Source organism: Pseudomonas sp. OE 28.3, assembly GCF_014268205.2.
In the GTDB taxonomy this organism is placed as follows: Bacteria; Pseudomonadota; Gammaproteobacteria; order Pseudomonadales; family Pseudomonadaceae; genus Aquipseudomonas; species Aquipseudomonas edaphica.
In genome coordinates, this window is record NZ_CP077082.1 from 4,332,934 (window position 1) to 4,354,129 (window position 21,196).

Annotated in this window: 16 protein-coding genes; 13 read left to right on the plus strand and 3 right to left on the minus strand. The window is 61.4% G+C overall.

Annotation, left to right across the window (positions count from 1 at the left end):
• Positions 1–187: 187 nt before the first annotated feature.
• The 3 genes from HU759_RS19380 to HU759_RS19390 are packed head-to-tail and all read left to right on the plus strand — an operon-like array spanning position 188 to position 5,967.
• Positions 188–3,409, plus strand: coding sequence for an efflux RND transporter permease subunit (locus tag HU759_RS19380; protein WP_170040753.1), 3,222 nt, complete (start codon positions 188–190; stop codon positions 3,407–3,409).
• A complete protein-coding gene (locus tag HU759_RS19385) occupies positions 3,399–4,565 on the plus strand; it encodes an efflux RND transporter periplasmic adaptor subunit (protein ID WP_170040752.1) in 1,167 nt (388 codons plus the stop codon). The genes HU759_RS19380 and HU759_RS19385 overlap by 11 nt, the downstream gene beginning before the upstream one ends.
• Entirely contained in the window at positions 4,549–5,967 is a 1,419-nt protein-coding gene (locus HU759_RS19390; protein ID WP_170040751.1) for an efflux transporter outer membrane subunit, read from the plus strand. Before HU759_RS19385 ends, HU759_RS19390 begins: the two co-directional genes overlap by 17 nt.
• A gap of 516 nt (positions 5,968–6,483) precedes the next feature.
• Here the strand turns inward: HU759_RS19390 and HU759_RS19395 are convergent.
• Together HU759_RS19395 and HU759_RS19400 are read right to left on the minus strand one after the other, a co-directional pair.
• A complete protein-coding gene (locus HU759_RS19395) occupies positions 6,484–7,767 on the minus strand; it encodes a Zn-dependent hydrolase (protein ID WP_170040750.1) in 1,284 nt (427 codons plus the stop codon).
• Between the two features lie 188 nt (positions 7,768–7,955).
• On the minus strand, positions 7,956–9,443 hold the full coding sequence (locus HU759_RS19400) for an NCS1 family nucleobase:cation symporter-1 (protein ID WP_186618086.1): 1,488 nt from the start codon (positions 9,441–9,443) through the stop codon (positions 7,956–7,958).
• 593 nt (positions 9,444–10,036) lie between these two features.
• Between HU759_RS19400 and hydA the strand changes: the two genes are divergently transcribed.
• From hydA to preA, 3 genes are all read left to right on the plus strand, one after another.
• Positions 10,037–11,476: a dihydropyrimidinase gene (hydA, locus tag HU759_RS19405; protein WP_170040748.1), complete on the plus strand. Its 1,440-nt coding sequence runs from the start codon at positions 10,037–10,039 to the stop codon at positions 11,474–11,476.
• A gap of 145 nt (positions 11,477–11,621) precedes the next feature.
• Entirely contained in the window at positions 11,622–12,989 is a 1,368-nt protein-coding gene (locus HU759_RS19410) for an NAD(P)-dependent oxidoreductase (RefSeq protein WP_099550009.1), read from the plus strand.
• Entirely contained in the window at positions 12,989–14,263 is a 1,275-nt protein-coding gene (gene preA, locus HU759_RS19415; protein ID WP_017136449.1) for an NAD-dependent dihydropyrimidine dehydrogenase subunit PreA, read from the plus strand. The genes HU759_RS19410 and preA overlap by 1 nt, the downstream gene beginning before the upstream one ends.
• 123 nt (positions 14,264–14,386) lie before the next feature.
• On the opposite strand, the gene HU759_RS19420 is transcribed toward preA, so the two are convergent.
• Positions 14,387–15,007: a TetR/AcrR family transcriptional regulator gene (locus tag HU759_RS19420; protein WP_017136448.1), complete on the minus strand. Its 621-nt coding sequence runs from the start codon at positions 15,005–15,007 to the stop codon at positions 14,387–14,389.
• Positions 15,008–15,195: 188 nt separating this feature from the next.
• On the opposite strand from HU759_RS19420, the gene HU759_RS30020 reads away from it, so the two are divergent.
• From HU759_RS30020 to HU759_RS19455, 7 genes are all read left to right on the plus strand, one after another.
• On the plus strand, positions 15,196–16,059 hold the full coding sequence (locus HU759_RS30020; RefSeq protein WP_017136447.1) for a GGDEF domain-containing protein: 864 nt from the start codon (positions 15,196–15,198) through the stop codon (positions 16,057–16,059).
• Between the two features lie 75 nt (positions 16,060–16,134).
• Entirely contained in the window at positions 16,135–16,602 is a 468-nt protein-coding gene (locus HU759_RS19430; RefSeq protein WP_017136446.1) for a GNAT family N-acetyltransferase, read from the plus strand.
• Positions 16,596–16,961: a copper homeostasis periplasmic binding protein CopC gene (gene copC / locus HU759_RS19435; protein ID WP_017136445.1), complete on the plus strand. Its 366-nt coding sequence runs from the start codon at positions 16,596–16,598 to the stop codon at positions 16,959–16,961. Before HU759_RS19430 ends, copC begins: the two co-directional genes overlap by 7 nt.
• Before the next feature lie 3 nt (positions 16,962–16,964).
• Positions 16,965–17,822 carry a copper homeostasis membrane protein CopD gene (copD, locus tag HU759_RS19440; RefSeq protein ID WP_017136444.1) on the plus strand — a complete coding sequence of 286 codons (858 nt, stop codon included), beginning with the start codon at positions 16,965–16,967 and terminating at the stop codon, positions 17,820–17,822.
• Between the two features lie 243 nt (positions 17,823–18,065).
• A complete protein-coding gene (locus HU759_RS19445; protein ID WP_170040747.1) occupies positions 18,066–19,328 on the plus strand; it encodes an OprD family porin in 1,263 nt (420 codons plus the stop codon).
• Positions 19,329–19,470: 142 nt separating this feature from the next.
• On the plus strand, positions 19,471–20,289 hold the full coding sequence (locus HU759_RS19450) for an NAD(P)-dependent oxidoreductase (protein ID WP_170040746.1): 819 nt from the start codon (positions 19,471–19,473) through the stop codon (positions 20,287–20,289).
• A 30-nt stretch (positions 20,290–20,319) separates the two neighbouring features.
• Entirely contained in the window at positions 20,320–21,195 is an 876-nt protein-coding gene (locus tag HU759_RS19455; RefSeq protein WP_170040745.1) for an SMP-30/gluconolactonase/LRE family protein, read from the plus strand.
• Position 21,196 lies beyond the last annotated feature (1 nt).

Below are 21,196 nucleotides of genomic sequence, written 5' to 3' on the forward strand. Positions count from 1 at the left end.
CGATTCAAATGTATCGCCGCCGATGGGTTACAAGCTTGGAGAGCTGCCCTATGTAGAACAAATGAATACATATGAAACGATCTTCAGCCGTTAACTAAATGTTCCTTCACCTGGCTGAAAGGTACGTGTTAGGTGGGTCGGGCAAGACTGCCGGGGTTTGCAATCCTGCTCCCTCGGAGGTTCACGCATGCTCGGGCTGGTAAAGACCGCACTGCAAAAGCCCTACACGTTTATCGTGTTGGCCATATTCATCTGCATCATCGGGCCGATGGCGGCCCTGCGAACCCCCACGGATGTTTTTCCCGATATCGGCATCCCCGTCGTCGCTGTGGTTTGGCAGTACAACGGCCTGTCGCCGGACGCCATGGCCGGTCGGGTGATCTACACCTACGAACGCTCCTTGAGCACCACTGTCAACGACATCGAACACATCGAATCGCAATCGCTGCCCGGCATGGGCATCGTCAAAATCTTCTTCCAACCGGGTGTGGATATCCGCACCGCCAACGCCCAAGTCACGGCCGTGTCACAGACCGTGCTCAAGCAGATGCCACCGGGCATCACGCCGCCGCTGATCCTCAACTACAGCGCCTCCACGGTGCCGATCCTGCAACTGGCGTTTTCCAGCCCCAGCCTCTCGGAAGCCAAGATCCGCGACCTGGTACAGAACAATATCCGCCTGCCCTTGAGCGCCCTGCCCGGCCTGGCCATGCCCACGCCAATGGGTGGCAAGCAACGCCAGATCACCCTCGACCTCGACCCGCAGGCGCTGGCCGCCAAAGGCTTGTCGGCACAGGACGTGGGCAACGCCCTGGCGCTGCAAAACCAGATCATTCCAGTGGGTACCGCCAAACTCGGCCCCAACGAATACACGATCCTGCTCAACAACAGCCCCAAGGCGATTGATGAGCTCAACGACCTGCCGATCAAGACGGTCGACGGCGCAATCATCACCATCGGCCAAGTGGCCCACGTGCGTGACGGCTCGCCGCCGCAGACCAACATCGTGCGCGTCGACGGCCATCGCGCGGTGCTGATGCCAGCGTTGAAAAACGGCAGTATCTCTACTCTGTCGATCATCGACGGCATCCGCCAGATGCTGCCGCGCATCAACGAAACCCTGCCACCGTCGCTGAAGACCTCACTGCTGGGCGACGCCTCGGTGTTCGTCAAACAATCGGTGGGCAGCGTGGCCCAGGAAGGCATCATCGCGGCGCTGCTGACCAGTGCGATGATCCTGCTGTTCCTTGGCAGCTGGCGTTCCACCTTGATCATCGCCGCTTCGATTCCGTTGGCGGTGTTGTCGGCCATTGCATTGCTGGCGGCCACCGGGCAAACCCTCAACGTGATGACCCTCGGCGGGCTCGCGTTGGCGGTGGGGATTCTGGTGGATGACGCCACGGTGACCATCGAAAACATCAACTGGCACCTGGAACAAGGCAAGGCGGTGAAGACCGCGATCCTCGACGGCGCCGCGCAGATCGTCGGCCCGGCGTTTGTGTCGCTGCTGTGTATCTGCATCGTGTTTGTGCCGATGTTCCTGCTGCAAGGCATCGCCGGTTACCTGTTCCGGCCGATGGCGCTGGCGGTGATTTTCGCCATGGCCAGCTCGTTCATTCTTTCGCGGACCCTGGTGCCGACCCTGGCGATGTTTCTGCTCAAGCCGCACGCGCCGGAGCAAGGGCCTGGGCATCACCCAGAAGATGAGTTCATCAACCATCACGAAGGTGAACAGCACAAGAAACCGCGCAACCGTGTGCTGCAATCGGTGCTGAACTTCCAGCAGGGTTTCGAACGCCATTTCTCGAATATCCGTGACACCTACCACGGCCTGCTGACCCTGGCGCTGGGCGCACGCAAGCGCTTTATCGTCGGTTTCCTGGCCTGCGTGCTGGCCTCGTTCCTGCTGTTGCCGAGCCTGGGCCAGGACTTCTTCCCGGCCACCGACGCCGGAGCGCTTGCCCTGCATGTGCGCCTGCCATTGGGTACGCGTATTGAAGAAAGCGCGGCGGCGTTCGACCGCATTGAAGCGCGGATTCGCGAAGTGATCCCGGCCGAGCAACTCGACACCATCGTCGACAACATCGGCATCCCGCTCAGCGGCATCGACATGGCCTACAGCAGCAGCGGCACCATCGGCCCGCAGGACGGCGACATCCAGGTCAGCTTGAAAAAGGACCACGCGCCGACCGCCGACTACGTGAAAAAACTGCGTGAAGCCTTGCCGCAAAGCTTCCCCGGCAGCCACTTTGCGTTCCTCCCTGCCGACATCAGCAGCCAGATTCTCAACTTCGGTGCCCCGGCGCCGCTGGACGTGAAAATCTCCGGGCGCAGCGATGCGGAAAACCGCGCCTACGCCATCGAACTGGAGCGCCGCCTGCAACATATTCCGGGCATTGCCGACCTGCGCATCCAGCAGTCCACCGGCTACCCGTCGTTGCAAGTGAACGTCGACCGTATGCGTGCCAATGGCCTGGGCATCACCGAGCGTGACGTGACCAACAGCATGGTTGCCTCGCTCGCCGGCAGCTCACAGGTGGCGCCGACGTTCTGGCTTAACCCGGCCAACGGCGTGTCGTACTCCATCGTCGCCGCCACCCCGCAATACCGCCTCGACAGCTTGCCGTCACTGGAAGCCTTGCCGGTGACCGGTGCCGATGGGCAATCGCAAATCCTCGGCGGCGTGGCGAGCATCTCTCGCGTGCAAAGCCCGGCGGTGGTGACCCACTACAACATCGAGCCGACCCTGGACCTGTACGCCAACGTGCAAGGCCGCGACCTCGGCGGCGTGGCCCGTGACGTGCAAAAAGTGCTGGATGACACCGCCTCCATGCGCCCCAAAGGCGCGGTGATCAGCCTGCACGGGCAGATCGATGCGCTGCATGAAGCGTTCAGCGGGTTGAGCTTCGGCTTGCTCGGCGCCGTGGTGCTGATCTACCTGCTGATCGTGGTCAACTTCCAGTCGTGGGCTGACCCGTTTGTGATCATCACTGCACTGCCGGCGGCACTGGCGGGGATTGTGTGGATGCTGTTCCTCAGCGGCACCTCGCTGTCGGTGCCGGCACTCACCGGCGCCATCCTCTGTATGGGCGTGGCCACCGCCAACTCAATCCTTGTGGTGAGCTTCTGCCGTGAACGCCTGGCCGAACATGGCGACGCGCTGAAGGCGGCCATGGAAGCCGGTTACACGCGCTTCCGCCCGGTGTGCATGACCGCCCTGGCGATGATCATCGGCATGTTGCCGCTGGCGATTTCCGAGGAGCAGAACGCCCCGCTCGGTCGCGCCGTTATCGGTGGCTTGATCTTCGCCACCATCGCCACTTTGTTGTTTGTACCCGTGGTCTTCAGCCTGGTCCACGGTCGTCACCCTACTCGCGCAGTTGCTGGAGAAACTTCACATGTCGTCTGATCACAAACCCTCGCGCAAGCGTCTGATGCTCCTGGGTGTCGGCGGCCTCACCTTGGCCGCCCTGTTGGTCGCCAACGGCCTGCACGCCCGCACCACCCACGAAGAGGCGGTTACGGCCTGGACCGAAACCGCCGCCATCCCTCAGGTGATGGTGTTCCAGCCCAAGCAGAACGCGGCCGGCGATACCCTGCGCCTGCCCGCGCACCTCGACGCCTGGAGCAAGGCGCCGATCCATGCGCGGGTGAGCGGTTACTTGAAGGACTGGAAAGTCGACATCGGCAGCCAGGTCAAAGCCGGGCAAATCCTCGCTGAAATCGACAGCCCGGACCTCGACCAGCAACTGGCGCAAACCCACGCGCGCCTGCTCCAGGAACAGGCCAACGCACGCCTGGCCGCAACCACCGCCACACGCTGGCAGAACCTGCTCGCCAGCCATTCGGTGTCGCGTCAGGAGGCGGATGAAAAAACCTCCAACGCCGCTGCCGCCAAAGCCAACGCCGAGGCCGCCGCTGCCGACTATGCGCGGCTGTCGGCGCTGGAAAGCTACAAGACCATCCGCGCTCCGTTCGCCGGCACCATCACCGCGCGCAACACCGATATCGGCCAGTTGATCAAGGCCGACACCGACAGCGACCCGGAACTGTTCAACATCGCCGACACTCACCAACTGCGTCTGTATGTGCCGGTGCCGCAGAACTACGCGTCGGTGATCCACCCTGGGCTTGAGGCCGAGCTGACCGTACCCGAGCACCCTGGCGAGCACTTCAAGGCGCGCCTGATCGGCGACTCCACCGCCATCGACCGCCGTTCCGGCACCCTGCTTGCGCAGTTCGTCGCCGACAACCCCAACGGCGAGTTGCTGCCCGGTGACTACGCCGAAACCACGCTGCCAATCCCGGCCGACACCCACGGCGTGAGCATCCCGGCCAGCGCCTTGATCTTCCGCGCCCAAGGCACCCAAGTGGCGGTGCTGGACGCGCAGAACCATGTGCACCTGCAAGACATCCACATCGGCCTGGACCTGGGCGAGCGCCTGGTGATCGACCAAGGCCTCAAACCCGCCGACCGCGTGGTCGACAACCCGCCCGACGCCCTGCGCGAAGGCGACCCGGTAGAGCTTGCCCAAGCCGGAGGTGCGCATGCGCGCAAGGTTTAACCCCCTAGCGGCGTTGGTACTATTGGCCTTGCAGGGTTGCTCGATGGCGCCCACCTACAAGGTGCCCGCCGTTGACCTGCCGGCCGGCTACCGCGAACAGACCAGCGATGGCCCGTGGCACAGCGCACAACCGTCCGACCAACTGGCACCCGAATGGTGGAAGCTCTACAACGATTCGCACCTCAATGACCTGCAACAGCAACTGCTCAAGGCCAACCCGGACCTGGCGGCGGCACTGGCGCACTTTGATGCGTCCCAGGCGTATGCCAGCCAATTGCATGCCGGGCTGTTCCCGCAAATCACCGCCAGCGCGCAGCCATTGCGCCAGCGGCAATCGGATTCGCGGCCGCTGCGTGGCGATACGCAGCCATCGGTGTACAACAGCAATACCGCAGCGTTTTCGCTGAGCTACGACCTGGACCTGTGGGGCAAGATCCGCAACCAGGTCGCAGCGGGCGATGCGCAGGCACAAGCCTCCGGGGATGACCTGGCAGTGGCGCGCCTGAGCCTGCAGCATCAATTGGCGACCCTGTATGTGCAGCTCAATGGGCTGGATGCACAGAGTCGGATCCTCAATAGCTCGCTGGAGGATTTCAGCCAGGCGCTGCAACTGACCCGCAGCCGATACGAAGGCCAGATTGCTTCCGAACTCGACCTGACCCGTGCGCAAAACCAACTGGCCGAAGCCAAAGCCCAGCTGGATGAAGTGCGCGGGCAACGCAACCTTACCGAGCACGCCATTGGTGAATTGGTGGGTGTGGCAGCCAGCAACTTCACGTTGCCGCCAAGCCGGCAATTGATTGCCCTGCCGGGCATCCCATCGCAACTGCCGAGCCACCTGCTGCAACGTCGTCCGGACATTGCGGCGGCGGAACGGCGGGTGTTCGCGGCCAATGCCAATATTGGCGTGGCCAAGGCGGCGTGGTATCCGGATTTCAGTCTCACCGGGTTAATCGGTGGGCAGACCCAAGGGGTTGGCAACCTGCTGTCTGCCGGCAACCGCTACTGGGCGCTGGGGCCGTTGGTGAATCTGCCGATCTTTGATGGTGGGCGGCTGAGCGCCAATGAACGGCAGGCCAAGGCCGAGTTTGAAGAGGCGTCGGCGCAGTACCGTAGCCATGTGCTCAAAGCGGTGCGTGAGGTGGAAGATAACCTGGCGCAATTGCGGGACCTGCAGCAGGAAGCCCAGGATGAGCAAGCGGCAGCGGATGCGGCGCAGCATACGCAGGCATTGGCGATGAACAGCTATCAGGCCGGGGCCGTGAGCTATCTGGATGTGGTGACCGCGCAAACGGCAGCGTTGCAGGCGCAGCGGACCTTGCAGGCGGTGCAAACGCGGCAATTGCAGGCGAGTGTAGGGTTAGTCACGGCCCTCGGCGGTGGCTGGCAACCCGGCGCCTGACACTCCCCTGTAGATCGTCCCCACGCTCCGCGTGGGCATGCAGCCGGTGACGCTCCGCGTCACGACTTTAAGGGCGGACGCAGAGCGTCCAGAGCGGCATTCCCACGCAGAGCGTGGGAACGATCTGCAACTCTGCGTCTGTTTTTTGGGGCTGCTGCGCAGCCCAACGCAGGGCAAGCCTGCTCGCCACAACAGCCCGCTTGCCACAGACTTTGTATTCAACAGAAGTTGCTTAGAGACTCCCTGTAGATCGTCCCCACGCTCCGCGTGGGCATGCAGCCGGTGACGCTCCGCGTCACGACTTTAAGGGTGGACGCAGAGCGTCCAGAGCGGCATTCCCACGCAGAGCGTGGGAACGATCTGCAAAGCACAGCTGGGACTAAAGGTGGGAGCTGGCTTGCCTGCGATGAGCATAGGTATCTACCCACCTTTTTAAAGCTGCCACAACAGCCCGCTTGCCACAGACTTTGTATTCAACAGAAGTTGCTTAGATACCTGTACTGCGATAGCCCCCTATCAGGCAGCAAGCTTCCCACTGGCAATCGCCGCCGACGCGGCCAGCATCGCCCGCAGCAAGACGGCACACCCTGCCGCCAAATCATCCGGCGCGGCATTCTCGATTTCGTTATGGCTGATACCTCCTTCACATGGCACGAAGATCATCCCCGCCGGGCCCAGCTCAGCGACAAAGATCGCGTCGTGCCCTGCCCCGCTGACGATATCCATGTTCGACAAGCCCAACCCGTTCGCCGCATCGCGCACCGCGTCCACGCAGCCTTTGTCGAAGTACAACGGCGGGAAGTCAGCAGTGGGTTCCAGCTCGAACGTCAGCCCATGCTTGGCACAGGTCTCATCGATCACCTTGCGCACCTGCGCAATCATCGAATCCAGCCGCGCCGGTTCCAGGTGGCGGAAGTCCAGGGTCATGCGCACTTCACCGGGGATCACGTTGCGTGAGCCTGGGTAGGCTTGCAGGCAACCGACAGTGCCGCACGCATGGGGTTGATGCCCCAACGCCGCGGCATTCACCGCCGCCACCACGGCGGCCGCGCCCACAAGCGCATCCTTGCGCAGGTGCATCGGCGTCGGCCCTGCATGCGCCTCAACACCGCGCAGTTTCAGGTCGAACCACTTCTGCCCCAATGCCCCCAGCACCACGCCGATGGTTTTCTTCTCGTCCTCCAGAATCGGGCCTTGCTCGATATGCGCTTCGAAATACGCGCCCACCTTGTGTCCACTGACAGCACGCGTGCCCGCATAGCCAATCGCATTCAACGCATCGCCCACGCTGACGCCATCCACATCAACCTTGGCCAAGGTATCGGCCAAAGTGAATTTCTCGGCAAACACGCCCGAGCCCATCATGCACGGCGGGAAGCGTGAGCCTTCTTCGTTGGTCCACACCACCACTTCCAGCGGCGCTTCGGTTTCGATCTTGAGGTCATTGAGGGTGCGCAGCACTTCCACGCCCGCCAGCACGCCGAAGCAGCCGTCGAACTTGCCGCCCGTAGGCTGGGTGTCGATATGGCTGCCGGTCATCACCGGTGGAAGGTTGGGATTGCGGCCTGGGCGCCGGGCGAAAATATTGCCGATGCCATCGACGGTCACGGTGCAACCCGCGTCTTCACACCACTGCACAAACAGGTCGCGGGCCTTGCGGTCGAGATCGGTAAGGGCCAGGCGACAAACACCGCCCTTGGGCGTGGCGCCAAGTTTGGCCAGGTCCATCAGCGACTGCCACAGGCGGTCGCGGTTGATGTGCTGATGGGTCGATTGCAGAACGTCCAGGGCAGCGTTCATGGGGATCTCCTCAGGCTGTGTTTCTTATGATTTAACTCGATCCAATGTGAACCGAGCTTGTGTGGGAGCTGGCTTGTGTGGGAGCTGGCTTGCCTGCGATACAGGCGACTCGGTATTCCCGCCGAACCGTGGTGATGCAATCGCAGCGGTGCGACGACTCGACAAGCCAGCTCCCACATTAGCTGTATTTACACAGGTGATTTGGCGGCGACCGGTCTGATGCCACGCTTGGCATTCAGGCCGTAATACAGCACCCCACCCAACGCCGAGCCGGTGAACCAGCCGTAGCTGTAAAACCAACTGAACGCATCACTGCCCAGCGACAGCAAGGTCAGCACCACCGGCACGCCGAAGGCCACAAAGCCGCTCCAGTTCCATGCCGGGTACACGTCGTCGCGGTACAAACCGGCCAGGTCCAGTTGCTGTTTGCGCGTAATGAAATAGTCCACCACCATAATCCCGGCAATCGGGCCGAGCAGGCTGGAATAGCCCAGCAACCAGTTGGAATACACGGTTTCCAGGCTCACATCCGAGACAATCAGCCCGAGTTTTTTCAGCAGTTCGTGGGCCATCAATGCCAGCCCGACCAGGCCGGTGAGGATCACCGCCGTGGTGCGGTTGATCAGCTTGGGCGCGATGTTCTGGAAGTCGTTGGTGGGCGAGACGATGTTCGCGGCGGTGTTGGTGGACAAGGTGGCGATGATGATCAGCGCCATGGCGATGGCGACCCACACCGGACTCTGGATATGCCCGATCAAGGTGACGGGGTCGGAAACGCTCACACCCACCAGTTTCACCGAGGCAGCCGTCATGATCACGCCAAGGGCAGCGAACAGGAACATGGTCAGCGGCAGGCCGAAAATCTGCCCGAGAATCTGGTCCTTCTGGCTGTTGGCGTAGCGGCTGAAGTCGGGAATGTTCAGCGACAAGGTGGCCCAGAAGCCGACCATGGCTGTCAGCCCGGCCATGAAGTAACCGGTGAGGCTTGCGCCTTCGGGGCGCTTGGGTGGAATCGCCATCAGTTCACTCAGCGACACATTCGGCATCGCCCACACCAGCAAGCCTATTCCCACCGTCACCAGCAGCGGCGCCGACAAGGTTTCCAGGCGCTTGATCGACTCGGCGCCGCGCAGCACCACCCACAGGTTCAGGGTCCAGAAAATCATGAAGCCGATCACTTCACCGGTGCCACCAAGGGACTTCCAACCTTCGAAAATCGAGCCCAGGAACAGGTGAATCGCCAGCCCGCCGAACATCGTCTGGATGCCAAACCAGCCACAGGCCACCAGCGCGCGAATCAGGCACGGCACGTTGGAGCCGAGGATGCCGAAGGACGAACGCAACAGCACCGGAAACGGAATGCCGTACTTGGTACCCGGGAAGGCGTTAAGGGTCAGCGGGATCAGCACCACGATGTTGGCGAGCAAAATCGCGATCAGCGCCTCGCCCACCGACAGCCCGAAATAGGCGGTGAGCACCCCGCCCAGGGTGTAGGTCGGCACGCAGATCGACATACCGACCCACAGCGCAGTGATGTGCCACTTGTTCCAGGTGCGTTCATGCACCTTGGTCGGTGCCATGTCGTGGTTGTAGCGCGGGCTGTCGAGGACGTCGGGGCCGGCGTCGAGTTCATACAGGCCGTTGCGTTCAATGACTTGCGATCTGTTCTGTTGCATGGCCGCTCCACGGTTTTTTTTAAAATTATTGTTGCTCATCCAGCGCGTGGCGCCGGATGGCCGGAGTACCTCGTAAACAACATGACATCACGGGCTCGGCCAGCCGCCACTGCACTCAAAATCCGTGCCGACAACCGCATCTGAACCCGCACCGCTTATATAACTCGCTGATGTTTATCAGCTTTCCGATTGTGCCCTGGGTACTTGTCGCCTTACTCAGGCTAAATAACGCGAAAGTTGCCCGAACTGTCAGGACTCAATCTGGTGCAACACAATTATTTTTATTTACCCACGCCGTCAAGCGGCATGTCTCAAGCGCCTGATTTGCAATAAGAAATGTTGCTCAATTCAAGAACCTGTCAAGTGCGTCAAAATGGTGAAGGGGCGCTACATTTTGGTGATTTTTAGTTTTTATCCTTATAAATCAATAAATTAATAACGATATATGCTTATAAAAAATCTTCTTGCCCATTCGAAAAACTCGGGCTAGTTTCTATTCCTGTCACCGATGACAGGATTAAACCCTGCATCGGCAAGCAGCATTACAACACTTAGAACTGGCACAAGCCGGTCAAGCCTGTGAGGAACTCGACATGTCGCTGTTGATCCGTGGCGCCACCGTTATTACCCATGATGAAAGTTACCGCGCCGATGTGTTATGCGCAGGCGGTCTAATTCGCGCTATTGGCACTAATCTGGAGGTGCCCGCCGGCACTGAAACACTCGATGGCAGCGGCCAATACTTGATGCCCGGTGGCATCGACCCGCATACGCACATGCAACTGCCCTTCATGGGCACTGTGGCCAGTGAAGACTTTTTCAGTGGCACGGCGGCGGGTCTGGCAGGTGGCACCACCTCGATCATCGACTTCGTGATTCCCAACCCGCAGCAATCGCTGATGGAGGCTTTTCACCAGTGGCGCGGCTGGGCGGAAAAATCCGCCTCCGACTACGGTTTTCACGTGGCGATCACCTGGTGGAGCGAGCAGGTGCGCGAGGAGATGGCCGAGTTGGTCAGCCACCATGGCATCAACAGCTTCAAGCACTTCATGGCCTACAAGAACGCAATCATGGCGGCGGATGACACCTTGGTCGCCAGCTTCGAACGCTGCCTGGAACTGGGCGCGGTGCCGACGGTGCACGCAGAGAACGGTGAGCTGGTGTATCACCTGCAACGCAAGTTGATGGCCCAGGGCATTACCGGGCCGGAAGCGCATCCACTGTCGCGTCCGTCCCAGGTGGAAGGTGAGGCCGCCAGCCGCGCCATTCGCATCGCCGAGACCATCGGCACGCCGTTGTACCTGGTGCATGTGTCGACCCAGGAGGCACTGGATGAAATCACCTACGCCCGTGGCAAAGGCCAGCCGGTCTACGGCGAAGTGCTCGCCGGGCACTTGCTGCTGGATGACAGCGTGTACCAGCACCCCGACTGGCAAACCGCCGCAGGCTATGTGATGAGCCCGCCGTTCCGCCCTCGAGGGCATCAGGAAGCACTCTGGCACGGCTTGCAGTCCGGCAACCTGCACACCACCGCCACCGACCACTGCTGCTTCTGCGCCGAGCAAAAAGCTGCCGGCCGTGATGACTTCAGCAAGATCCCCAACGGCACCGCCGGTATCGAAGACCGCATGGCACTGCTGTGGCACGAGGGCGTGAACACCGGGCGGTTGTCGATGCAGGAGTTCGTCGCGCTGACGTCGACCAACACCGCGAAGATCTTCAATCTCTACCCGCGCAAAGGCGCGATCCGCGTGGGTGCCGATGCAGACCTGGTGCTGTGGGACCCCGAGGGCACGCGCACGATTTCGGCCAAGACCCACCATCAGAAAGTCGACTTCAACATCTTCGAAGGCAAGACCGTGCGCGGCGTGCCGAGCCACACCATCAGCCAGGGCAAGCTGGTATGGGCCGATGGTGATTTGCGCGCCGAGCGCGGTGCCGGGCGGTATGTGGAACGGCCGGCGTACCCGGCAGTGTTTGAGCAGTTGAGCAAGCGGGCAGAGCATTCCAGGCCCACTGCTGTAAAGCGCTGAGACCGCTATCGCAGGCAAGCCAGCTCCCACATGTTGATGTGCGAACACATTCAAATGTGGGAGCTGGCTTGCCTGCGATGAGGCCGGTACAGGCAACAAAAATGCCCGCCAGAGGCAATCCCAAAAAAACCGTGAGGCCAAAACCGTGATCCAGACCCTGACCCACCTCCCCCATCCCCATGAAGATGGGCCGACACTCGCCAGCCACTTCACCGACCTGGCGCCGCCCCTCAACGCCCGCCAGGCGCAGCTGGAAGCCTCGCGATGCCTGTATTGCTACGACGCGCCTTGCGTGAATGCGTGCCCCAGCGAAATCGACATCCCGTCGTTCATCCGCAATATCCACACCGAGAACGTGCAGGGCGCCGCGCAGAAAATCCTCTCGGCCAATATCCTCGGCGGCAGCTGCGCCCGCGTGTGCCCCACCGAGATTCTGTGCCAGCAAGCCTGCGTGCGTAATAACGCCGAAGAATGCGCGCCGGTGCTGATCGGCCTGTTGCAGCGCTACGCCATCGACAACGCGCACTTTCGCGAACACCCGTTCCAGCGCGCTGCACCGACCGGCAAACGCATCGCCGTGGTCGGCGCCGGGCCTGCGGGCCTGGCCTGCGCACACCGCGCGGCCCTGCATGGCCATGACGTGGTGATTTTCGAAGCACGGGAAAAAGCTGGCGGCCTGAACGAATACGGGATCGCCAAATACAAGCTGGTGGATGATTTTGCCCAAAAGGAGCTGGATTTCCTGTTGCAGATCGGCGGCATCGAGATCCGTCACGGCCAGCGCCTGGGTAGCAACCTGACGTTGAGCGAACTGCATCAGCAATTCGATTCGGTATTCTTGGGCCTCGGCCTTGCCGCCAGCAAACAGCTGGGCTTGCCCCATGAAGATGCGCCCGGCCTGCTCGCCGCCACCGACTATATCCGCGAACTGCGCCAGGCCGATGACTTGAGCCAACTGCCGCTGGCCGACCGCTGCATCGTGCTCGGCGCCGGCAATACCGCCATCGACATGGCCGTGCAAATGGCCCGCCTGGGCGCCCGCGATGTCAACCTGGTGTACCGCCGTGGCTTGGCCGACATGGGCGCCACTCACCATGAACAAGAGATTGCCAAGGCCAATCAGGTACGGCTGCTGACCTGGGCTCAACCGGATGAAGTGTTGCTGGATGATCAAGGCCGTGTGCGCGGCATGCGTTTTTTGCGCACGCACATGGAGAACGGTCGCCTGCTCCCCACTGGCGAGACCTTTGAACTGGCCTGCGACGCGATCTTCAAAGCCATCGGCCAGGGTTTTGACAACGAGGCGCTGCACGACCCGTTGGCTCAGCAACTGCACCGCGTGGGCGAACGCATCTTCGTCGACGAGCAGCTGCAAACCAGCATTCCAGGCGTCTATGCCGGTGGCGATTGCGTCAGCCTCGGCCAGGACCTCACCGTGCAGGCGGTGCAACACGGCAAGCTGGCCGCCGAAGCCATGCACGCCCAACTCATGCTGAACGTGGAGGCTGCGTAATGGCCGATCTCTCGATTGTATTTGCCGGTATCAAAGCCCCCAACCCGTTCTGGCTGGCCTCCGCGCCGCCCACCGACAAGGCCTACAACGTGGTCCGCGCCTTCGAAGCCGGCTGGGGCGGCGTGGTGTGGAAAACCCTCGGTGAAGACCCGGCGGCGGTCAACGTATCTTCCCGTTACTCGGCGCACTATGGCGCCAACCGCGAGGTACTGGGCATCAACAATATCGAGTTGATCACCGACCGCTCCCTGGAGATCAACCTCAAGGAAATCACCCAGGTGAAAAAGGATTGGCCCGACCGCGCATTGATCGTGTCGCTGATGGTGCCGTGCGTTGAAGAGTCCTGGAAGAACATCCTGCCGCTGGTGGAGGCCACCGGTTGCGATGGCATCGAGCTGAACTTCGGCTGCCCCCACGGCATGCCCGAGCGCGGCATGGGCGCAGCGGTCGGCCAGGTGCCGGAGTATGTGGAACAGGTGACGCGCTGGTGCAAGACCTACTGCTCGCTGCCGGTGATCGTCAAGCTCACGCCGAACATCACCGACATCCGCGTGGCGGCACGCGCGGCGTATCGCGGCGGCGCGGATGCGGTGTCGCTGATCAACACCATCAACTCCATCACCAGTGTGGACCTGGAGCGCATGGTCGCCCTGCCGGTGGTCGGCACGCAAAGTACCCATGGCGGTTATTGCGGCTCGGCGGTCAAGCCGATTGCGTTGAACATGGTCGCCGAAATCGCCCGCGACCCGCAGACCCAAGGGCTGCCGATCTGCGGCATCGGCGGCATTGGCAACTGGCGCGACGCGGCGGAATTTGTCGCCCTGGGCTGCGGCGCGGTGCAGGTGTGCACGGCGGCGATGCTGCATGGGTTTCGGATTGTGGAAGAGATGAAGGACGGGCTGTCGCGGTGGATGGACAGCCAGGGTTACGCCAGCCTGCAGGCGTTTTCCGGGCGGGCGGTGGGCAATACCACGGATTGGAAGTACCTGGATATCAACTATCAGGTAATTGCCAAGATCGATCAGGAGGCGTGTATCGGCTGCGGGCGTTGCCATATTGCCTGCGAGGACACCTCGCACCAGGCGATTGCCAGCTTGAAGCAGGCGGACGGCACGCACAAATACGAGGTGATTGATGATGAGTGTGTTGGCTGCAATTTGTGCCAGATCACTTGCCCGGTGGCCGATTGCATCGAGATGGTGCCGATAGAAACGGGCAAGCCGTTTTTGAACTGGACGCAGGATCCGCGTAACCCTTACCGCGAGGCTGTGTAAGTTACCTTTTGAAATGATCGTTCCCACGCTCCGCGTGGGAATGCAGCCAGGGACGCTCCGCGTCCCAAGAGCGGACGCAGAGCGTCCAGTGAGGCATTCCCACGCAGAGCGTGGGAACGATCATCAAGGCTCCAAGCCAATCCCACGCAAAATCACACTGGTCACCGTCTGGATTGCCTTCTCGAACTGCCTGTCCGACAACGGCTGGTGATCATTCAAGATCTTCACCTGGTGATCAAAGTCCGCATAGTGCTGGGTCGAGGCCCAAATCATATACAGCAGGCTCGACGGCTCCACCGGCAGGATGCGCTTGTCTTCCACCCACTGACGAATTTTCGCCTCCTTCATCTTGGCCCAGTCGTACAGGCTTTCGTCCAGCGCCTCACCGAGGGTCGGCGCGCCGTGGATGATTTCATTCGCCCAGACTTTCGAACCATGCGGCCGCGTGCGTGAGCGCTGCATCTTGGCGCGGATGTAACTGCTGAGCACCACGCGCGGGTCATCGAAGGTTTCAAAGCTCAGGGCGTCCTGCTTCCACAGGTCCAGCAGGTCGAACAGCACGGCGCTGTACAGCTCGCTTTTGGTGCTGAAGTAGTAATGCAGGTTGGAGCGCGGCAGTTGCACTTCTTCGGCAATATCGGCCATGGCGGTGCTGCCATAGCCCTTCTCGGCAAAGACTTTCTCTGCCGCCAGCAGGATTTTCTCGACGTTGCTGCGCCGGATACCGATCTTGTGATTGCCCATGGATGATGGAGCCCCAGTCACTTTTAAATACAATTCATTTTCAACCATCACATCATGAACCGCCTCATTAGGCTACACGCCATTGATCGCCAGATCGGCGCCAGCGCTTCAAAGCCCGCAGTATTCCAAGGCGTCAGCCTGCGTGATCGAGCTATGATCGGCGCATCTGAACCGGACACCCCTGACCTATGGCCGTTGACCTGCACGCCCTCTACCCGAAATTGATCCACTTGATGCTGGACACGGTCTTCGTGGTCGACAGTGACAACCTGATCGTGTTTGTCAGCGATGCCTGCGAAGCCCTGCTCGGTTACCGCGCCGATGAACTGACCGGCACGCCCATTACCGACTACATGCACCCCGAAGACCTGGCGCGCACGCGGGCTTCGATTGTGCGGGTCATGAATGGCCGGCCCCATGTGGATTTTCGCAACCGTTATCTGCGCAAGGATGGCAGCGTGGTGCACATCCTGTGGGCAGCGTTCTGGTCCGAAGAAGTCGGCGCGCGCATCGGCGTGGCGCGCGACGTGACGGCGCTCACCCAGGCCGAGGAGGAACTGCGCTTCCTCGCCCACCATGACCCGCTGACGGCGCTCACCAACCGCTCGTTGTTCAACGATGGCCTGGCGTCGGCCCTGCACACCGCACAGCGTCATAACACCCGGCTGGCGTTGCTGTTTCTGGACGTCAATGACTTCAAGGGCATCAACGATGTGCATGGCCACGCGGTGGGCGATCGCGTGCTCTGCGTGATTGCACGGCGGCTGGAACGCTGCGTGCGTGACAGCGACCTGGTGGCGCGCATGGGCGGCGACGAATTCACGGTGTTGCTGACCGATGTGCAGTCACACGAAACGGTTAGCGCCAAAGTCGCGCAAATTCTCGCGGCCATGGCCGAGCCGCTGGGCGCTGAGTTTGGCCCGGTCAAGATGCCGTCGTGCAGTGTGGGCGTGGCGTTTTATCCGGCCGACGGTGCAGACGCCGATACCCTGCTCAGCCACGCAGACAGCGATATGTACAGGATAAAAAGGCTGCGGTTGGCCGCCGAGTGATGAAACTTCCTACCCGAACCTTTCCCGCCAAAAACGGATTGGTTAGGATCGCGGTCCACTTGAAGGATCATTGCAATGACTATTCGACCTCGCGTGGCCGCCGACGACCCGGTGCTGGGCGCACTGTGGGAGCGCTCGGTGCGAGCCACCCATGACTTCCTCCCCGAGGACGACATCCAGCGTTTGCTGCCGCTGGTGCGCGACGCCTACCTGCCAATGCCGGCCCTCGACGTGTGGGTGTATGAAGACCACCACGGTATCGCCGGTTTTATCGGCACTGGCGGGCATAACGTCGAAATGCTGTTTATCGACCCCGAGCGCCGCGGCCAGGGCGTCGGCCGCCAATTGCTCGACCACGCCCGCGCCCGTCATGACACGCTGACCGTGGACGTCAACGAACAAAACCCGCAGGCCGTGGGTTTCTATCTGCATTATGGTTTTATCCAGGTCGCGCGCTCGCCGCTGGATGGCGAAGGCAAACCCTTTCCCTTGTTGCACATGGCATTACCGACTCACTCACTTGAAGGTACTGAACAATGCTGATCAAGAAAGCCCTCACCACTGTCACCCTGCTCGCTTCCCTGCTGGGCGCCTCTGCGGCATTTGCCCACGCCCATCTCAAAAGTTCGACACCGGCGGCAGACAGCACGGTTGCTGCGCCCGCCGACCTGCGCCTGACCTTCAGCGAAGGCGTCGAGGCCACCTTCACCAAAGTGTCCCTGAGCAAAGACGGCACCGAACTCGCCATCAAAGGCCTGGAAACCCCGGACGCCGACAAGAAAACCCTGGTGGTCACACCCGCCGCGCCGCTGGCCGCCGGCAACTACAAAGTGGTGTGGAACGCCGTCTCGGTCGACACCCACAAGAGCAACGGTGAGTACACCTTCAAGGTCGGCCAATAACCCATGGCAACCCTGCTGGTGCTGTGCCGCTTCGTGCATTTCATCGTCGTGCTGTTGATGTTCGGGGCCTGTGCCTTCAGGCCCTGGCTGCTGGGCAACGAAGTGCAACCGGTACTCGACCGACAACTGCTGCGCATCACCCGCGCCCTGGCCTGGCTGGGGTTGTTCTCCGGCGTGGCCTGGCTGCTGTTGATCACCGCCAGCATGGCGGGCAGCTGGGACGCGGCGCTGCAACCGGCCACCGTACAGTTGGTGCTGGGCAAAACCTTTTTCGGCCAGGTGTGGGTCTGGCATCTGTTGCTGAACCTGCTGCTGGTAGTGGTGTTGCTCAAACCCTGGCCGGCCTTGCGCCTGCCGTTGACCGCACTGCTGCTGGCGACGCTGGCACCGGTCGGCCATGGCGCCATGCTCAATGGGCTGAGCGGCCAATTGCTGATCCTCAATCAAGTGGTGCACCTGGTGTGCGTCGGCGCCTGGCTGGGCGGGTTGTTGCTGCTGGTGCTGATTCTGCGGCTGTCGCCAAAGCCTGCGCTGGAGCCGATCCTCAAGCGCTTCAGCGGCTTAGGTTATGGCCTGGTTGCCGGTTTGCTGGTTACGGGTTTGATCAATGTTCGCGTGCTGACCGGGCAGCTGTGGCCCACGCCGCTGTTTAACGGGTTTGCGCTGATTCTGTTGATCAAGGTGCTGCTGGTGCTGGGTATGTTGGCGCTGGCGCTCTTGAACCGGTTGCGTATCGAGCGCTGTGAGGAGCGAGTGGGCAGTTTGAAAGCCAGTGTGATGCTCGAATGGTTGCTGGGTATTGCAGCAGTAGCCGCGGTGTCCCTGCTGGGCACCTTGCCACCGATGGTGATGGCCGGCTGAAGATCTCTGTGGGAGCTGGCTTGCCTGCGATGCAGACACCGCGGCCCCACAGTTACACCGCGTCGATGCCATCGCAGGCAAGCCAGCTCCCACATGGACCGTGCCCGCTTTTCATCGATGCGCACTTGGTCATCGTATAACTTCTGCTTGACAGCCCCCGAAAACCCCGCAAATATCCCTCGCAATGTTGTACGACAACGTATAACAAATAATAAAAACAACAAAATGGAAGGGAGCTTCACTGTGCCTCAATTCGCCCGCAATTCCTCCTCGCGTCTCGGTCTTATCAGCCTCAGCAGCCTGGCACTCGCCCTGCCCCTCAGCGCCCAGGCAGAAGGCTTTATCGACGATGCCAAAGCCACGCTCAACCTGCGCAATGCCTACTTCAATCGCAATTTCACCAACCCCACGTACCCACAGGCCAAGGCCGAAGAATGGACGCAGAACTTCATTCTCGACGCCAAATCCGGCTTTACCCAAGGCACCGTGGGCTTCGGGATTGACGTACTCGGCCTGTATTCTCAGAAGCTCGATGGCGGTAAAGGCACCGGCGGCACCCAACTGTTGCCGCTCGACAGAGATGGCCGCCCTGCCGACAATTTCGGACGCCTGGGCGTGGCACTGAAAACCCGGCTGTCCAAAACCGAACTGAAAGTTGGCGAATGGATGCCCGTGCTGCCGATCCTGCGCTCGGACGACGGCCGCTCCTTGCCGCAGACCTTTCGTGGCGGCCAGGTAACCTCCAATGAAATCACCGGGCTGACGCTCTACGGCGGGCAATTTCGCGGCAATAGCCCACGCAACGATGGGAGCATGGAAGACATGTTCATGAACGGCAAAGCCGCGTTCACCTCGGACCGTTTCAACTTCGGCGGCGGCGAATACACCTTCAACGACAAACGCACCCAGGTCGGCGTGTGGTACGCCGAACTCACCGACATCTACCAGCAGCAATACCTGAACCTGACCCACAGCCAGCCGGTCGGCGACTGGACGTTTGGCGCCAACCTGGGGTTCTTCAATGGCAAGGAGGACGGCAGCGCCCTGGCCGGCAACCTCGATAACAAAACCTATTCCGCCCTGCTCTCGGCCAAATACAAAGGCAACGCCTTCTATGTCGGCCTGCAAAAACTCACCGGCGACAGCGTGTGGATGAGGGTCAACGGCACCAGCGGCGGCACCCTGGCCAACGATAGCTACAACGCCAGCTACGACAATGCCAAGGAAAAATCCTGGCAGATACGCCATGACTTCAACTTCGTGGTGCTCGGCATTCCGGGGCTGACCATGATGAATCGGTATATCAGCGGCAATAACGTACACACTGGCGCCATCACCGACGGCAAGGAATGGGGCCGCGAGTCGGAGCTGGCCTACACGGTGCAGAGCGGCACACTGAAGGATTTGAATGTGCGCTGGCGCAACTCGACCATGCGTCGGGATTTCAGCAACAACGAGTTTGATGAGAATCGGATCTTTGTCAGCTACCCGATCTCGTTGCTGTAACGCGCTCCCTGCAGGCACTGACATGTGTAGCAGCCCGCTTGTGTGGGAGCTGGCTTGCCTGCAAGGGCGTTGACAACCCAGGGAGTCCAAAACGATACTTCCACCAAGTCATACGACAACCTACAACAACAATGGAATTCCCATGACCACCACCACGCCTGTCCCCTTCAACCGCCTGCTGCTCACCGGCGCCGCCGGCGGCCTGGGCAAAGTCTTGCGCGAACGCATGCGCCCTTATGCCCAGGTATTGCGCCTGTCGGACATCGCCAACATGGCCCCGGCGGCCGGTGAGTTCGAAGAAGTGCAACCCTGTGACCTGGCCGACAAACAGGCTGTGCACCAACTGGTGGAAGGCGTCGATGCCATCCTGCACTTCGGCGGTGTGTCGGTGGAGCGCTCTTTCGAAGAAGTGCTGGGCGCCAACATCAGCGGTGTTTTCCATATCTACGAAGCCGCCCGCCGTCATGGCGTGAAACGCGTGATCTTCGCCAGTTCCAACCATGTGATCGGCTTTTACAAGCAAGACGAACAGATCGACGCCCACTCCCCGCGCCGCCCGGACAGCTACTACGGCCTGTCCAAATCCTATGGCGAAGACATGGCCAGCTTCTACTTCGACCGCTACGGCATCGAGACCGTGAGTATCCGCATCGGCTCCTCGTTCCCGGAACCCCAGAACCGCCGGATGATGCACACCTGGCTGAGTTTCGATGACCTGACCCAACTGCTCGAGCGCGCGCTGTACACGCCGAATGTCGGCCACACCGTGGTCTACGGCATGTCGGATAACCTCGACACCTGGTGGGACAACCGTTACGCCGCGCACCTGGGTTTTGTGCCCAAGGACAGCTCCGAGGTGTACCGCACCAAGGTCGAAGCCCAGCCGCCAGTGGCCGCCGATGACCCGGCCGCGGTCTACCAGGGCGGCGCGTTCTGCGCCGCGGGGCCGTTTGGTGACTGAACGCACATCAACCCAAGGGAATGAGTTGCCATGACCGCTGAACTGATCGTCGACGCCCGCAATGCCGTGGGCGAATGCCCGGTGTGGGTGCCGCAGGAAAACGCGCTGTACTGGGTGGACATCCCCAACGGCGGCCTGCAACGCTGGGACGCCGCCACCGGCCACGTCGCCGCCTGGAAAGCCCCGCAGATGCTCGCCTGTATTGCCCGCACCGACGCGGGCAATTGGGTCGCGGGCATGGAAAGCGGGTTTTTCCAACTCACCCCACATAACGACGGCAGCCTCGACACCACGCCTCTGGCGAGCATCGAGCACCCACGCCCGGACATGCGCCTCAACGATGGCCGCTGCGATCGCCAGGGCCGTTTCTGGGCTGGCAGCATGGTGCTGAACATGGGCCTGAATGCGGCCGAAGGCACCCTGTACCGCTATGCGTCAGGCGCCGCGCCGCATGCGCAACTGAACGGGTTCATCACCCTCAATGGCCTGGCGTTCAGCCCGGACGGCCGCACGATGTACGCCTCGGATTCACACCCGCTGGTGCAGCAGGTCTGGGCGTTCGATTACGACATCGACACCGGCACGCCATCCAACCGCCGCGTATTTATCGACATGCATCAATTCCTCGGGCGCCCCGATGGCGCGGCAGTCGACGCCGAGGGTTGCTACTGGATCTGCGCCAACGACGCGGGGCTGGTTCACCGCTTCACCCCGGATGGCCGTCTGGACCGCTCCCTCAGCGTGCCGGTAAAAAAACCCACCATGTGCGCCTTCGGCGGCAGCCGGCTGGACACCTTGTTCGTCACCTCGATTCGTGATGACCACAGTGAGCAGTCGGTCGCCGGCGGCGTGTTTGCCCTCAACCCCGGCGTCAGCGGATTGCCGGAGCCCACGTTCACCCTCTAGC

Excerpts from the sequence above, each read along its gene's own strand:
- HU759_RS19455 (WP_170040745.1), top strand. The coding sequence starts at position 20,320 with ATGACCGCTGAACTGATCGTCGACGCCCGCAATGCCGTGGGCGAATGC.
- hydA (WP_170040748.1), top strand. The coding sequence starts at position 10,037 with ATGTCGCTGTTGATCCGTGGCGCCACCGTTATTACCCATGATGAAAGT.
- HU759_RS19400 (WP_186618086.1), bottom strand. The coding sequence starts at position 9,443 with ATGCAACAGAACAGATCGCAAGTCATTGAACGCAACGGCCTGTATGAA.
- HU759_RS30020 (WP_017136447.1), top strand. The coding sequence starts at position 15,196 with ATGGCCGTTGACCTGCACGCCCTCTACCCGAAATTGATCCACTTGATG.
- HU759_RS19395 (WP_170040750.1), bottom strand. The coding sequence starts at position 7,767 with ATGAACGCTGCCCTGGACGTTCTGCAATCGACCCATCAGCACATCAAC.
- copD (WP_017136444.1), top strand. The coding sequence starts at position 16,965 with ATGGCAACCCTGCTGGTGCTGTGCCGCTTCGTGCATTTCATCGTCGTG.
- HU759_RS19380 (WP_170040753.1), top strand. The coding sequence starts at position 188 with ATGCTCGGGCTGGTAAAGACCGCACTGCAAAAGCCCTACACGTTTATC.
- HU759_RS19390 (WP_170040751.1), top strand. The coding sequence starts at position 4,549 with ATGCGCGCAAGGTTTAACCCCCTAGCGGCGTTGGTACTATTGGCCTTG.
- HU759_RS19420 (WP_017136448.1), bottom strand. The coding sequence starts at position 15,007 with ATGGGCAATCACAAGATCGGTATCCGGCGCAGCAACGTCGAGAAAATC.
- HU759_RS19430 (WP_017136446.1), top strand. The coding sequence starts at position 16,135 with ATGACTATTCGACCTCGCGTGGCCGCCGACGACCCGGTGCTGGGCGCA.
- preA (WP_017136449.1), top strand. The coding sequence starts at position 12,989 with ATGGCCGATCTCTCGATTGTATTTGCCGGTATCAAAGCCCCCAACCCG.
- HU759_RS19450 (WP_170040746.1), top strand. The coding sequence starts at position 19,471 with ATGACCACCACCACGCCTGTCCCCTTCAACCGCCTGCTGCTCACCGGC.
- copC (WP_017136445.1), top strand. The coding sequence starts at position 16,596 with ATGCTGATCAAGAAAGCCCTCACCACTGTCACCCTGCTCGCTTCCCTG.
- HU759_RS19385 (WP_170040752.1), top strand. The coding sequence starts at position 3,399 with ATGTCGTCTGATCACAAACCCTCGCGCAAGCGTCTGATGCTCCTGGGT.